This is a genomic window from Methanoculleus marisnigri JR1 (assembly GCF_000015825.1).
Lineage (GTDB): Archaea > Halobacteriota > Methanomicrobia > Methanomicrobiales > Methanoculleaceae > Methanoculleus > Methanoculleus marisnigri.
In genome coordinates, this window is record NC_009051.1 from 1,495,209 (window position 1) to 1,508,827 (window position 13,619).

11 protein-coding genes are annotated in these 13,619 nt (G+C 66.3%); 4 read left to right on the top strand and 7 right to left on the bottom strand.

Features of this window, described 5'->3' with window-relative positions; all coding sequences use genetic code 11:
- Positions 1–15 precede the first annotated feature (15 nt).
- Both MEMAR_RS07325 and MEMAR_RS13145 read left to right on the top strand, forming a co-directional pair.
- Positions 16–672, top strand: coding sequence for a hypothetical protein (locus MEMAR_RS07325; RefSeq protein ID WP_011844336.1), 657 nt, complete (start codon positions 16–18; stop codon positions 670–672).
- Between the two features lie 89 nt (positions 673–761).
- The gene (locus MEMAR_RS13145) at positions 762–923 is read left to right on the top strand and encodes a hypothetical protein (protein ID WP_011844337.1); all 162 of its coding nucleotides are present in this window, start codon (positions 762–764) and stop codon (positions 921–923) included.
- Between the two features lie 70 nt (positions 924–993).
- Here the strand turns inward: MEMAR_RS13145 and MEMAR_RS07330 are convergent, their stop codons facing one another.
- The 3 genes from MEMAR_RS07330 to MEMAR_RS07340 form a co-directional block, all read right to left on the bottom strand.
- A complete protein-coding gene (locus MEMAR_RS07330) occupies positions 994–4,236 on the bottom strand; it encodes a UvrD-helicase domain-containing protein (RefSeq protein ID WP_011844338.1) in 3,243 nt (1,080 codons plus the stop codon).
- Complete coding sequence (locus tag MEMAR_RS07335) at positions 4,223–7,372, bottom strand: PD-(D/E)XK nuclease family protein (protein WP_011844339.1); 3,150 nt, start codon at positions 7,370–7,372, stop codon at positions 4,223–4,225. Before MEMAR_RS07335 ends, MEMAR_RS07330 begins: the two co-directional genes overlap by 14 nt.
- 572 nt (positions 7,373–7,944) lie before the next feature.
- Positions 7,945–8,901, bottom strand: coding sequence for a nucleoside recognition protein (locus tag MEMAR_RS07340; RefSeq protein WP_011844340.1), 957 nt, complete (start codon positions 8,899–8,901; stop codon positions 7,945–7,947).
- 301 nt (positions 8,902–9,202) lie between these two features.
- Here MEMAR_RS07340 and MEMAR_RS07345 point away from each other — a divergent pair, with 301 nt between their 5' ends.
- On the top strand, positions 9,203–9,799 hold the full coding sequence (locus tag MEMAR_RS07345) for an HD domain-containing protein (RefSeq protein WP_011844341.1): 597 nt from the start codon (positions 9,203–9,205) through the stop codon (positions 9,797–9,799).
- 109 nt (positions 9,800–9,908) lie between these two features.
- Here the strand turns inward: MEMAR_RS07345 and MEMAR_RS07350 are convergent, their stop codons facing one another.
- Positions 9,909–10,238 carry a DMT family transporter gene (locus MEMAR_RS07350; RefSeq protein ID WP_011844342.1) on the bottom strand — a complete coding sequence of 110 codons (330 nt, stop codon included), beginning with the start codon at positions 10,236–10,238 and terminating at the stop codon, positions 9,909–9,911.
- A gap of 127 nt (positions 10,239–10,365) precedes the next feature.
- Here MEMAR_RS07350 and MEMAR_RS07355 point away from each other — a divergent pair, with 127 nt between their 5' ends.
- Entirely contained in the window at positions 10,366–10,593 is a 228-nt protein-coding gene (locus MEMAR_RS07355; RefSeq protein ID WP_011844343.1) for a ferredoxin, read from the top strand.
- A 269-nt stretch (positions 10,594–10,862) separates the two neighbouring features.
- On the opposite strand, the gene MEMAR_RS07360 is transcribed toward MEMAR_RS07355, so the two are convergent.
- The 3 genes from MEMAR_RS07360 to MEMAR_RS07370 form a co-directional block, all read right to left on the bottom strand.
- Entirely contained in the window at positions 10,863–11,396 is a 534-nt protein-coding gene (locus MEMAR_RS07360) for a DUF421 domain-containing protein (protein WP_011844344.1), read from the bottom strand.
- A gap of 66 nt (positions 11,397–11,462) precedes the next feature.
- The gene (locus MEMAR_RS07365; protein ID WP_011844345.1) at positions 11,463–12,500 is read right to left on the bottom strand and encodes a M42 family metallopeptidase; all 1,038 of its coding nucleotides are present in this window, start codon (positions 12,498–12,500) and stop codon (positions 11,463–11,465) included.
- A gap of 7 nt (positions 12,501–12,507) precedes the next feature.
- Positions 12,508–13,614, bottom strand: coding sequence for a pyridoxal phosphate-dependent aminotransferase (locus MEMAR_RS07370; RefSeq protein WP_011844346.1), 1,107 nt, complete (start codon positions 13,612–13,614; stop codon positions 12,508–12,510).
- Between the last annotated feature and the right edge of the window lie 5 nt (positions 13,615–13,619).

Below are 13,619 nucleotides of genomic sequence, written 5' to 3' on the forward strand. Positions count from 1 at the left end.
TCCATACCCTCTCCAATGCCAGACGACCCCGAGATCATCAGGGCGGCCATCCGAAAGGCGCATGAACTCGGCGCAGACGTAGCGGGCACCGTCCCGGCAAAGAGGCTCGTCGACTGCCCCTCGGCCATCGCGGAAAAACGCCCGGGCTCGCAGGACCGCGGCACCTACATCGTCCTCGGCCTCTCCCACGACCCGGAGCACCCCGAACTCGACCTCTGGGAAGCGGGCCGGGGGACGCCCGGCGACCGGATCCTCGCGAGGATCGGCAAAGACCTCGTCCGCTGGCTGCAGGAAGATTACGGAGTCCGCGCCCGCCTCATCCCCTACCGGCTCGAGGACGGCGGGATCTACCTCAAGGACGCGGCCTCTCTGGCGGGGATCGGGCGGATGGGAAGAAACAACCTCGTCCTCGTCCCGGGCTACGGGCCGCGGGTTCGGTTCCGGGCGGTATGGGCGGATATGGACTGCCCCGAAGAACCATCACCAGAGGGAGAAGCCCCCTGCGCCGGCTGCGAGGAGTACTGCATCCGCGCCTGCCCGATGGATGCTTTCCCCACCGGCAAATTCAGCCGGGAGCGGTGCCTGGCGCGGATGGACGCCGACAAGGCCACCGGGAGGGAACGGATCGACCACTGCCGGGCCTGCGAACTCGCCTGCCCCGCCGGAGGGTAGACGAGCGGAAGGAAAACGCTCCGGGAACCGCCTTCCCGGCCGCATCCACGCCGGAAAGAGGGCATAACCGGACGCTCTAGAAGGTTACCATGAACGTGCTCGTGAGAACCCCGGACGGGGTTGAAGAAGTCAGGGAAGTCGACTCCGAATGGGTCATCCCCGGCGACGTCCTGGACGACGGCTCGGTCGTCCTCGAACTCCGGGACGAACTCTCCGACGACGACTACCTGGCGATCGGGCTGTACGACTGAGCGGCGAGGCCGCGATGCGGCTCGTTCACGGCACATCTCTTTCGAATTCGCGAAGACACCGCTCCCGCCGTCAAAGACCTTCCTCCTCGATCCCGCTGATCGCACGGGAAATCTCGGCAAAGACCAGATCCTCGTCCACCTCGATCTCCGCCCAGCGGTCGGCATCGACGAAATAGAGGTAGGGCGTGACCGGAGCGCTGAGGATCTGGGCGGCGGCGCGATGATAGACCGCCATCTGGATCGCATACTCCCCGGCGTCCCCCGGCGTCCCGGTCTTGTAGTCGATGAGCATCCAGGTGCCGTTCACCCGCTGCACCAGCCGGTCGATGACCCCCCTGAACGCAAACCCGTTCACCCGGGCCGAAAACGGCACCTCGCGGTGGTCGCGGACGATCCCCCGCATCAGGGGCGATGCAAGGAACCGGACGTAGAGTTCCTGGTACTCCACAGCCCCGGCAGGGTCCAGCCCGTACCGCCGCAGCACCGCGGCGGGATCGCGGCCGCGGAAGACCTCGTGGACGACGAGGCCGCGGGTCAGCGCATCCTCCCCGGCGGCGAACACCGGCAACCGTGACTCCGCCGGGCCGCGGAGGTACGCCTCAAGCTCGCTTGCCGAGTAGACCCGCTCCTTCTTCCCATTGGAAGGAATGCCCGCCGGGACGGGCGCCGCGGGGACGTCGTCGGGCACCGGCAGGCAGACCGGGACGGTCTCCTGCACGTCGACCGGGATCGCCGCGGGGTCGAGGGTGATCGGGATGCGGAGCGTCCCGAGGACGGCTTCGCCCCGGGCGTAGACCTCGTCGCAGAGCCCGAGGCAGTGCGCGAGCCAGGCCATCCGGGTCCTGGCGTCGCGGAGGCTCTCCGGGACCGCGACCGGCATCTCCCCGCAGAGGATGAGGTGATCCTCTGCCCGGGTGACCGCGACGTAGAAGAGCCGTTTGCGCTCCGCCTCCTCCTTCTGCCGGTATTCGTCCTTGAGAAGCCGGAGGACGGGCGTCTCCTCGCGCTCGTGGTCGTTTGCCGGGTTCGGTATCGAGACGCCGAGCAGCAGCCCGTCCTCCACCATGATGGTGCCCCCGCCGGACCGCGGCGTCTCCGCAAGGTCGGGGACGACGACGACCGGGAACTCGAGCCCCTTCGCGGCGTGCACCGTCATGATCGAGACCGAGTCCGCGGATGCAAGGTCGAGAGGAGCATCCCCCTCCCGGTCTCCGGCGTCGATGGAGCGGCCGAGTTCCGCGACAAAACCGGCGAGCGTGGAGCAGTCGGCATCTCTCGCGAGGGCGATCAGCTTTTCGACGTTCGCCGCGGCCTGCTCGCCCCCGGCCATCCCGCCGAAGACGACGAAGATCCCCGACTCGTCGACGATCCGGCGGAGGAGGCGGGCGGGCGGGAGCCTGCGGGAGAGCGAGAGCCACTCACGGAGGGTCGCCGCCGCGGGCTCCGCCGCGGCCTGCAGCCGCTCCCAGAGGGAAGCCCCGGGCGCCCGGGCGATATGGAAGAGCCGGGCGTCGGAGAACCCGAAGTAGGGTGAGCGCAGCACGCCGTAGAGCGCCGCGTCGTCCAGGTTGTTTGCGAGGAACCGGAGGATGTTGTAGAGGTCGTAGACCTCCTGGCGCTCGTAGAACCCGAGACCGGCATGGACGTGGTAGGGAACGCCGTAGCGGGCGAGCGCCCACTCGTAGTAGGCGAGGTTCGTCCGCCGCTCGAGCAGGACGGCGACGTCGCCGTAGCCTGCCGGCCGGACCTCCCCGTCGCGGGAGACCCGCTTCTCTCCCCGCTCGACGAGAGAACGGATCTTCCTTGCCGCCATCTCCGCCTCGGCCCGGCGGCCGGCCGCACGGTCCCTGATCTTCTGGCAGAGGAGGAGTTCGACCGAACCGGCGTCGTCCCGGCGGAACGCATGCAGCGGTTCGTAGAGGAACTCCCAGGGCCGTCCGGCCTCCGCCATCAGGGCGGAAAAGACGGCGTTCGTGAACCCGACGACCTCGGGCGTGCTCCGGAAGTTGACGTCGAGCGCGACCGTCTCCCCGCCGAGGTCACGCTCGATCAGGTCGCGGGTATGCGAAAACTGCGTCACGTCGGCCTCCCGGAAGAGGTAGATGGACTGTTTCGGGTCGCCGACGACGAACAGGTTCGCGGAATCGCCGAGGAGGGTGCGGATGATGGCGATCTGGACGGGATCGGTATCCTGGAACTCGTCGACCAGGATAAACCGGAACCGGCTCCTAAAATGCGTCTCGACGATGTCCCCCCGGTCGCGAAAGAGCCGGTGGGTGCGGTTCACCAGGTCGTCGAAGTCGAGGGCGTTCATCCGCCGCTTCTCCGCCTCGACCGAGTCGAGGAAGGCCTTAAAGACCACCCCGAGGTCGCGGAGGAAGTCGAGCGTCGCCCGGGTGAAGGGGTCGGCCGCATCAAGGGTGAGCGAGCAGGCACCCGCGTGATCGGTGAGGCACTGCCTGAGGACGCCGTAGGCCGCCCGGAGGTTGTCGAGGTCGTCCCCCTCCCAGTTCTTCTTCTGCCCCATGTTCTTGCGGAACCCCGAATTGTCGTGAACCGCGGCAAGTTCGGCGACCGCGATCTCGCCGGCGAGGCAGGGTTCGACCGCCCGGAGGTAGGCCCCGGCCGGGTCGCGCTCGCCCGGGTAGCGGGCGGCAAGGTCACGAAGCGTCTCGATAGAGGGGGCGGCCCGCGAGAGGAAGGCCTCCAGGGCTTCCGTTTGGCACCGCTCCAGGGCCGTCCGCCAGGCGTCGAGCACCTCCTCCTCGCTCTCCGCGAGCGCGGCAAAGAACGCTTCCGCAGCCCCGCGGCGGGAGTACAGCGCCTCGAGGTAGTTCTTCAGTTCGTAGGCCCCGACGGCCCGGAGAGCGCCGATCACCGCGTCCCGGCACGCCGTGGGCGGATCACCGTGGATGAGGTCGTCGATCGCCTCCTCGCGGAGCCGGAACGCCTCCCCCTCGTCGAGGACGGCAAAGGACGGCCCCACGCCGGCCCCGATGGAAAACTCCCGGAGAACCGAGGCGCAGAAGGAGTGGAAGGTCGATACCTTCGCCCACAAAAACTCGTCGCGGATCGCGTCCCACCGCTCGCCCTCCTTCTCCGCAATCGCCCGGCGGACCCGGATCTTCATCTCGCCGGCCGCCTTCTCGGTGAAGGTGAGCGCGAGGATATTGCCGACGCCGACACCGGATTCGAGCAGGCTGAGGTACTTCTGCACCAGGACGTGCGTCTTCCCCGTCCCCGCACCGGCGGTGACGCACTTGCTCGTCGAGTGGTCGAGCGCGGCCCGCGCCTGGCGTTCAGTCAGTCCCATCGGGCATCACCTCCGCGTTGAGCAGCCGCAGGGCGTCGAACCGGCAGACGGTCTTGAACCCGCAGTACGCCGGGCAGGGGCCGGCGTCCGACCGGGGCGGGAAGCGCCCGCCGCGTATCCCGGCGAGGTAGCGCTTCGTCCAGAAGAGAGCGGTCTTTACCACCTCGCGGACATCCTCGACGCTGCTCCGTTGCGAGCCGGGGAAGCAGGAGAAGCAGTCCTTTAGCCCCGCGTCCCAGAAGACCGGTTTGTTCGTGACTTCACCGCGCCGGAGGATGTAGTAGGTGCCCGCGACCCCCTCCCTCCCGGTCAGGGTCTCGACCGCCCGGAGGTAGAGGGGGAGCTGGAGCGCTTTTCCGGCCTCGATATCCCTGAGCCGGGGATGCGAGGACCCGGTCTTGTAGTCGGTGATCATGAACCGCCCATCGGTCAGCACGTCGACCCGGTCGACCCTGCCCCGCAGGCGGATGGTCTCCTCGCCGAGCGGGATCGCGACCGCGTCGGGTATCGATACCGCGTCGACCTCCCCCGGCACCAGCGGGAGGCCGAACGAGACCTCGAAGGCGTGCGGGACGAAGCGGGAGGCCGCGACTTCGGCCTCGTGCCGGAGGAACCGCTCGAGCACCCCCTTTCCCGCCGCAGGCGACCCGAGAAGATGCTCTTTATCCGCGGCCCATGCCGGGGTCTCGAACGTAAACCGGTCCGCCTCCTCCCGGCCGGCGTCGAGGATCCGTCGGAGGGCGTCCGCGTAGCACGCCCCGGTGACCGGGCCGTTGCCGTCGCACGTCCAGCCGGAGTAGAACCGGTAGGCGATCCGGTGGACGAGGCTCCCCCGCTCCTGTGCCGTCAGGTCGGGATCCGCCTCGGGCAGCGGCGCAAGACCGAGAACCCGCTCCAGGTAGAACCGGAACGGACAGTCGGCGTAGGTCTCGAGCGCCGTCGGGGAGAAGACCGCCCCCTCGCCGAACCGTTCGGCGAGCGCCGCGAGGATCGCCGGGTCGTCATCGAGCATGCCGTCGTAGGGAGAGTCGTAGCCGGCTTTCCGGTGGTAGTTCTCGATGTTGAGCCGGCGGACGGCCTCGCGGACGGGGATGGGGCACGGCATCCCGACGGGGAACTCCCCGCGGGCGAGGAGGGCCCCGGCCCGCCGGGCTGCAGCGAGCCCGGAGTCCGGGAAATCATTGCTCCCCCACGTCTCCGGGGAGAACGCTTCGCGAACGGCGTCCACGAAGCCGGAGTGCACCAGCGGCGTTGCTCCTTCGGCCGCGGGATAACTCAGGTAGACCCGGGTGCGGGCGGAGAGCAGGGCGGCGGTGAAGTAATACCGCTCCTCCCGGAGGATATCCTCTCTCGACCGGGTTCCAAGGCGCCGGGTCTCGGCGTCGGTGGTGAACGGGAGCCGGGTGGTCAGCCGCGGCATCGTACCCTCGACGAGACCCCCGACGAAGAGGTAGGGGACGGCGAGGTGCGCAACCTCCCGGACGCCGACCACCCGGACGCCGCCGTTGCTCCGCCGACGGCCTGTCCGGGTTCCGGCGGCAACCTGCGCGAGCAGGGAGGAGAACTCCGCAAGGGACATCTTCTCGTCCGGCAGCAGCCGGGCGAGGCGTTCGAGCGCCGCGAGGATGCCGGAGAACCCCCCGAGATTCCGTGCTTCGTCCTCGAGGAGATCGGGATCGCCGTCCTCCGGCATGGCCGGAGCCTGCCACCGCTCGAGGACGGATCGGTAGGCGGCGATATGGCCGGCAAGCGTCTTCGTCGCTTCGAGCGCCGAGAGATCGGCGAAGAGCTCCCGGACGGTCTTCCGTGCCGACTCGATGGCGGCGACCTTTTCGGCGAGCCGGGACTTTGCCGATTCCGGGGTGTCCGGCCGTCCTCGCTCCTCACCGGCAGCGCGGGCGAGCGCGGCGAGCCGCTCGTCCCAATTCCCGGCGGTTATCCGGGCCTCCCGGGAGAAGATGTCGAGCTCGCAGCCGCCGGTGAACGGCAGGTAGGGGGAGGTCGCGAGAGCGACGACGTCCTCCCGCCGGTAACCGCGGGCGGGAACCATAGCGACGTCGAGCAGCGCCCGGACAAGCGGCGATGCGGAGAGCGCCCGGCCATCGGACGCGGCGTACGGAACCCCGAAGTCGGGGAAGACCTCCTCCACGTAAGGCAGCGCTGATGCGAAGTCGGGGAACGCGACCGCGATCTCGTCCGGCCGCACGCCGGCGGCGACCAGATCGCGGATCTCCTGCGCTATCGCCCGGACCTCGCCCTCCCGGTCACGCCGCTCTGCGAGACGGACGAACCCGCAGCAGTCAACGGGCTCAGACCGGGAGAAGAGGGCGGCGAGGCGTGAGCGGCGGGTGTCCGGCGCATCCCCGGATATGACCGCATCCGGGTGCAGCCACTCGCCGTCGTCGGTAAAGATCGCCGGATTTCCGGTGTAGGGGATCGAGTAGTGAAACTCCTCCGCAGACTCCCGCAGAGAGAAAAGAAGGTCGCGTTCGAGCGGCATCGGCTCGAAGAGGCCATAGACGAAGACCGTTCGGGGGGGTCGGGCATAATGGCTGCCGCCCGCCCGCGGCATCGGCCCGAAGAGACCGTAGATGTAGACCGTCCGGAACCAGCCCGTATCGGCGAGCAGCCGAACCGTACGGGCAAAGAGCGTGCTCTCGTCGACGAGGTCGTGCTCGTCGAGGAACCGGCGGTAGGCATCGAAGAGACGGGCGATCTCGATGCTTTTGGCGGTCGCGAGATCGCCGAGGGCGGCCGGGTAATCGACCTTCCGCATGAGGATGACATCAAAAAGGGTCGCGAGGTCGTCGACCGCCCCGGTGCAAAGAAGCGGGTACCTGCCGGCGGCGAGGATGCGGGCGAGGACGAGCCGGGATTCGGCCCCGGAGATCAGCGTCTCCGACGTCGCATAGTCGAGAAAGACCTTCCGGGCGAACCCGGGAAGGGTCGTGACCGCATCGGCGACGACCGGGACGCCTTCTTCCCCGAGGCGGCGGACGATCTCCCGGGCAAGGTGAGAGGTCGGGACGATGAAGACGGTGCCGAACGGGTCGCGGGCGGCGGCTTTCCGGAACTCCGCGATGAACGCGTCGAGACCTTCTCCGGGCAACTGGCGGTACAGAACGGCGGGGGACATCCGGTGATCTTCCTGAGGAGAGTTTGGGGGTGGAGGAGGGATGAGTGTTGTTATTTGGGTCTGAGAGGAGACCGGGATCGCCCGGATACCCGCGCGGTTTAAGTGCGGGTACAGAGACCTACTGAACGCTCATGGACACGAACTTCTGCCGCCGCTACACCGGCGACGGCACGCCGCCGTCGAACCGCTGCTGCAGGACATGCCCGGAGGTCGCCTGCGACCGGCTGTGGCGTCGGGTCCTCGATCTTGCGGAGTCAAACGGCGGAGATCCGGTTCCACTCCCACCGACGCGTGCAGTGCTCTTTCCGAACCCGAAAAACCCGGATTTCGTCCGGCTGCAGGTCAACTGCCGGTGGGGTCTCCCGAAGGAGGACTTTCTGCACTACGTCGCCACCGGCCACGCGAAGATGGGGCGGCGAGGGCAGCGCAGCGATCCCCGCGCATCCCCGAGCTGCACCCGCCAGGAGCCGTACGTGCAGGCGATCGTCGAACTGCTCGGTGGGATGGAGATACCGGAGATACGAGCGGTGCGAGAGGTGCAGAAGGGTGAACCGGGGTACGGCGCCGTCCCCTCAGCCCCAGCCGAACCCGTAAGCCAGCGCCGCGACCAGCAGAACCATGATCCCATTCCGGAGCATCGTCGAGACGAGCATGATCTCTGTTCCCGTCCGCATCCCGAAAATGGCGACGTAAGAAGAGCCGAGCCAGCGGATGCTCCGCGTCACGCTCGTAAGCACATTGCCGACGAGGAGCGTGAGGACGATCTGCTGCCAGGTCATATCCCCCGCGGCGAGCAGGGTGGAGGCGACGCTCGCGCCCGCGACGAAACTGCCGAACTGCGCCGCGATGATGGCGAACCCCTCCGGCGGCACGGGGAATACCGCACCCGCACCCTGCATCAACCCGGCAAGTCGGTCAAAGACGCCGGCGTTGATGAGGAACGCGACGAGGACGATGGTGGGGACGGTGATCGAGAGCAGGCGCACGAGGGTCTTTTTTGAGGACGTACACGCCGTCCGTAGCGCCTCCCGGAGCGTGACGACCGGCTCCTCCGCCATTATGACCGGAGTGCATTGGGGGGGAGTGAGGATGGTTCGGCCGATGACCATGATGAACGCGGTCTTTGCAAGGCCGACAAGCAGCAGCAGGCCGAAGTAGATGAGGCCGGGGATGCCGAGAAGAGGGATGTAGACCGGGAGAAGATAGCGCCAGTGCATCACGACCGTCGGAAACGAGTTCATGACGGCCGCGATGATCAGCTCCTTGCGGCTGATGATCTCCTTTGTGTGGTAGTCCACCAGCATGGCGCTCGCAGCAGGAGGAGAGACGAAGGCCATGAGGAAACTGGTGCCGCACTCCTCCCGCAGGCAGGCGAACGAGGTGAGCGGACGGGAGAGAGCAGCAATCCGCCCGGCGATATTCAGGGCGACGAGCACCTCGGCGAGGAAGACCCCGGCGATCATCATCGGGACCATCTCGCCGAGCAGGCCGGCAGCGAGTGTCACTGTCTGAACGATACCGTCGTACATGGCTCCCCCGGGACCGCCCCCTGCGGTAAGAAGAACCTGCGCCTGTACTCTAATAAATAATTGGATTCTTGCCTGGAAATTCCACTAAATATGATTTATAACAACATGGGTAGCACTCACGCACGGGGATGCCGCCAGGGACACCATGCCCCCGGCCGGGACTCGCGACCGCGGTTGCGTGGAGATGAGCTCCACGCGGTTGATATCGTGGACTCGAAGGGCCTGCCCTATGAGGGCACGACCGCCAAAACTGCCGACCGAAAAGAAACCGTATTCAACCCCGGAACAACAGACGTGTATCATGAACGAAGAGATGGCCGCGATGCTCGATTACGTCAGGGCGGCGCTCCCGGAATCGGGGGCGCACGGGTTCGACCATACGGAGAGGGTCGTGCGCCTCTGCGAGCGGATCGGCGCTCAGGAGGGAGCGGATATGGCGATCCTCATCCCGGCCGCTCTCTTCCACGATATCGCCCGGCCCCTCGAGGAGGAGACGGGCGTCCCCCACGAAGAAGAGGGAGCACGGATAGCGGAGTCCTACCTCCGCTCCGTCCGTTATCCCGAGGATTGCATCCCGGCCATCATCCACGCCATCCGTGCGCACCGGTACTCCTCGGGTATCGCTCCCGAAACCCCGGAGGCCCGAGTGCTCTCCGACGCGGATAACCTCGACGCGATGGGCACGATCGGGATCGCGAGGACGTTTATCCGGGCCGGAGAGCACGGAGGGGGCATCGCGGACGCAACCGGCCACTTCCATGACAAACTGCTGAACCTGAGAGACCGCATGTACACAACGACCGCCCGGAGCATCGCCGAAGAGAGGCACGCGCTCCTTGTTGCGTTCATTGAAACCCTTGAAGGCGAGATGGGCGCCCGAATCCCGCCGGAATCGTGATTGCAGAAAGGGCCTCCGGACAACGAGGAGGCTCCCCCCTATTCTCCGGACAACGTCCCGATTCGCGTAGCCTGCGAGAGGGATACCGTTCGGGCCGGCACGGGCTCCCTCACGCATCCGAACAGAACCGCAGCCCCACGATCCCCGATACGATCAGGAGGATGCAGAGGAGGCGGAAGACGCTCCTTGATTCGCCGAAGAGCACGATCCCGGCGATGACCGTTCCGACCGCCCCGATGCCCGTCCAGACGGCATACGCTGTCCCGAGCGGAAGGCCGGAGAGCGATCGCGAGAGGAGGTAGATGCTCCCGGCCATCACGGCGAGGGTCGCCACCGACGGCCAGACCTTTGTGAACCCTTCGGTATACTTGAGGCCGAGCGCCCAGCCGGTCTCCAGGAGCCCGGCAAAAAACAGGGTAATCCAGGCGGTATTCTGCATGATTCTTCTCTCATTTGGCCCGGAAAACGTTATACTTTGTCCGGCCGGAAAACCATACAGACCGTCCGCCTCCGTCACGTTTAACATGGAAGAATGCCCTCCCGGAGATCCAGAGGAGGTATGAAGAGTGGTGAAAGTTACCATCGACAGGCCGGGATGCACCAGCTGCGAGTCGTGCTGGACGCTCTGCCCGGACGTCTTTGAAGAGGATCCAAACGACGGCCTGAGCTCGATTACGGAGAAGTACCGGGTCGACGGCAACCCCGCGGAGGGTGAGGTGCCCGACGACCTCGCCGACTGCGCACTGGAGGCCGCCGACGCGTGCCCGGTCGCGGTCATCATCGTGGAAGACTGAGATCATCTGGAGGGCGGATAAAGCCGGCCTGGGCCATAGAACACATGACAGTTATTATTCGTGCACCGAGATAAAAATATATACTTTCAGCGCTACGGGGGATCTTGCCTGAGAGTGAGGTCAACCAGAAGGCACACCATCACATGGTGCAGCGGGTTCACAGGTCAGAACGGTTACGGCCTGCGAACACAAAAAAACACTGCACCATGAACCGAAATGTGCCCGGGCGTAAGGCCTTGCCTCTCGGGCACCCTGTTTTCACCGGCCCGTTACCTGCGTGGCCGCGCCACATCGACGAGTGATCCCATGCCGTCGCTCTTCTGAAGCACCGAGAGGTTCCCGTTCGTCTCGAGGACGATTGCGTGCACGCCCTCGAGGGAGGCGACGCCCTCCGACCGCAGCGCCTGACGGATCTCGCTCTCGGCAATCCGCTCCCGCCGCATCGCGCCGTGCAGGAACTCTCCCGCGTGGAAGAGGAGGCGGGGCTCCGACTTGACCGCTTTCTGCACCCCCTCCGACCGGACGGACGACCAGGAGACGGCGTACTGCAGCACGACCAGGATGCCGAGGGCGAGCACCCCCTCTGCAAGCGAGACGTCTCTTGAGACGATCGTCGAGGCAAGGATCGAGCCGACGGCCACGTTCACGATGAAGTCGAAGGCGTTCATCGACGAGAGCGTCCGCTTCCCCGAGAGGCGAACGATGATCACGAGAGCCACATACGCGCATACCCCGACGATCAGGACGCGTACCAGGAAAGCAGGGTCGCCAAAAAGGATCTCCTGCAGGAATCCGTCGCTCATACCCCGCACTGCACGGGGGACGGTATAGCACTTTCTGCAGGGGAATGGTCAAAAAAAGAGGGTTATTCAGAGCGCAGGTTTGCCCTTCAGCGCCTCGACGAGGAGCCGGACCCCCGCCTCGACGTCGGCGGCATCGACCACCTCGACCGGGGAGTGGATGTAGCGGGCGGCGATCGAGAGCGGGATGCTCGGGATACCGCCCCGCTCCAGGTGGATGATCGTCGCGTCGGTGTTGCCGCCGGTGCCGACCTCGAGCTGGCAGGGGATGTCGTTCTTCTCCGCGGTCTCGCGGAGCCACGCGGTCATCCTCGGATCGGCCATCAGCCCGCGCCCGCTCGCGCTGACGAGAACCAGGACCGGGCCCTTGCCCATCTCGACGCTCGCGTCCTTCTTCTCGATCCCGGGGTGGTCGCCGGGAATGGTGACGTCGGTCGCGATCGCGCAGTCGGGGTTTAAGGAGTAGGCGCTCACCTTCGCGCCTTTGAGCCCCAGCTCCTCCTGGACGGTGAAGACGCCGTAGATCGTGTGCGGGGAGTCCGCCTGCTGCAGCGCCCGGATGAGCATCGCGACACCGACCCGGTTATCGAGCGCTTTGCCCGTGACGCGGGTGCCGGCAAGGTCCGTGAACTCGCGGTCGATGGTGATCGGGGTGCCGATCTCGATCCCGAGGTTCTTCACCTCCTCCTCGCTCGTCGCGCCCACGTCGACGAACAGATTCTCGATCTTGATCTCTTTCTTGCGCTCCTCCTCCTTCATGACGTGGGGGGGCTTTGCGCCGAGGACGCCCGGGACCGGGCCGTTCTTCCCGTGCAGCACCACCCGCTGGCAGTAGAGCACCGGCCCGTACCAGCCCCCGATGGGGACGACCCGGATGAACCCCTTCTCGTCGATGTACTGCACCATCAGGCCGATCTCGTCCATGTGGGCGGCAATCATGATGGAGAAGTCGTCGCCGCGCTTCACGGCAACCAGGTTCCCCATCGTGTCCTCGCGGAACTCGTCGACCACCCCTGCAAGTTCCGCCCTGACGATATCCCTTATGTTTCCTTCGCTGCTCGAGACGCCGTGGGCGTCGGATAGCTTCCTGAGTAACTCTTTCACCATGCTTCTCTCACCCCATCAGTTCCCCGAGCCGCCCGACCGCACGGGAGAGGTTCTCCCGGGAGGTCGCGTAGCTGAAGCGTGCATATTCGGGTGCCCTCGTGCCGAACGCCAAACCCGGCACGATGATGACGCCCGCATCGATGGCCTTCTCGATAAGGTTTCGCCCCATCGGGACGAACATGTAGAACGCACCTTCCGGCCGGGGGAAATCGAACCCGAGACCGGTCAGCCCGTCGTAGAGGAGGTCGCGCCGGGCGCGGTACTCGTTACGCATCCGCACGACCGGGTCCTGGTCACCGGTGTACGCGGCGAGCGCGGCATACTGCGATATCGAGGTCGCGCACGCCTGGGCGTACTGGTGCACCTTGAGGAACTCCGGGATGTAGTCCCCGGGTGCCGCAAGGTAGCCGACCCGCCACCCGGTCATGGCGTAGGTCTTGCTCGCGGCATTGACGGTGATGACGTCGTCGCCGAACCGGGCCGCGCTGACGTGCTCTTTCTCGTAGATGAAGTGCTCGTAGACCTCGTCGGAGACGACGGTGACGTTACGATCGTTCGCGTACTCCACGAGGGCGCGGATCGACTCCTCGCTCTCGACGGCGCCCGTCGGGTTCGCGGGAGAGTTCAGGACGAAGAGCCGTGCACCATCCACCTGCTCCTTCGCCCGCTCGACGTCGATGTGCAGGGACGCGTCGAGCCCGACGCCCTCGGGCTTTCCGCCGGCAATGGTTGCAAGGGCGGCGTAGGAGACGAAACCCGGGTCGGTGAAGAGGACGCGGTCACCCGGGTCGACGAGCGCCTCCATCACGAGATGGAGCGCCTCGCTTCCCCCCGCCGTGACCAGGATCTGGTCGGGCCGGCAGGTGAGGCTGTTCTCGCGCGCGAGTTTATCGCAGATAGCCTCCCGGAGTTCCACTATTCCGGTGTTCGGGGTGTACCCCGTTCTTCCCTCCCTGATGGCGGCGATCGCGGCCATCTTGATGTGGTCGGGGGTATCGAAGTCCGGCTGCCCGATGCCGAGGTTGATCGCGTCCGGCCCTCCGGCTTCGAAGAGCTTGCGGATACCCGACATCTCCACCCCTTTGACCCGGTCGGCATACCTGTGTTTGTTCATGATTA

Coding starts and splice junctions, on each gene's coding strand:
- MEMAR_RS07325 (WP_011844336.1), top strand. CDS start 16: ATGCCAGACGACCCCGAGATCATCAGGGCGGCCATCCGAAAGGCGCAT.
- MEMAR_RS13145 (WP_011844337.1), top strand. CDS start 762: ATGAACGTGCTCGTGAGAACCCCGGACGGGGTTGAAGAAGTCAGGGAA.
- MEMAR_RS07330 (WP_011844338.1), bottom strand. CDS start 4,236: ATGGGACTGACTGAACGCCAGGCGCGGGCCGCGCTCGACCACTCGACG.
- MEMAR_RS07335 (WP_011844339.1), bottom strand. CDS start 7,372: ATGTCCCCCGCCGTTCTGTACCGCCAGTTGCCCGGAGAAGGTCTCGAC.
- MEMAR_RS07340 (WP_011844340.1), bottom strand. CDS start 8,901: ATGTACGACGGTATCGTTCAGACAGTGACACTCGCTGCCGGCCTGCTC.
- MEMAR_RS07345 (WP_011844341.1), top strand. CDS start 9,203: ATGAACGAAGAGATGGCCGCGATGCTCGATTACGTCAGGGCGGCGCTC.
- MEMAR_RS07350 (WP_011844342.1), bottom strand. CDS start 10,238: ATGCAGAATACCGCCTGGATTACCCTGTTTTTTGCCGGGCTCCTGGAG.
- MEMAR_RS07360 (WP_011844344.1), bottom strand. CDS start 11,396: ATGAGCGACGGATTCCTGCAGGAGATCCTTTTTGGCGACCCTGCTTTC.
- MEMAR_RS07365 (WP_011844345.1), bottom strand. CDS start 12,500: ATGGTGAAAGAGTTACTCAGGAAGCTATCCGACGCCCACGGCGTCTCG.
- MEMAR_RS07370 (WP_011844346.1), bottom strand. CDS start 13,614: ATGAACAAACACAGGTATGCCGACCGGGTCAAAGGGGTGGAGATGTCG.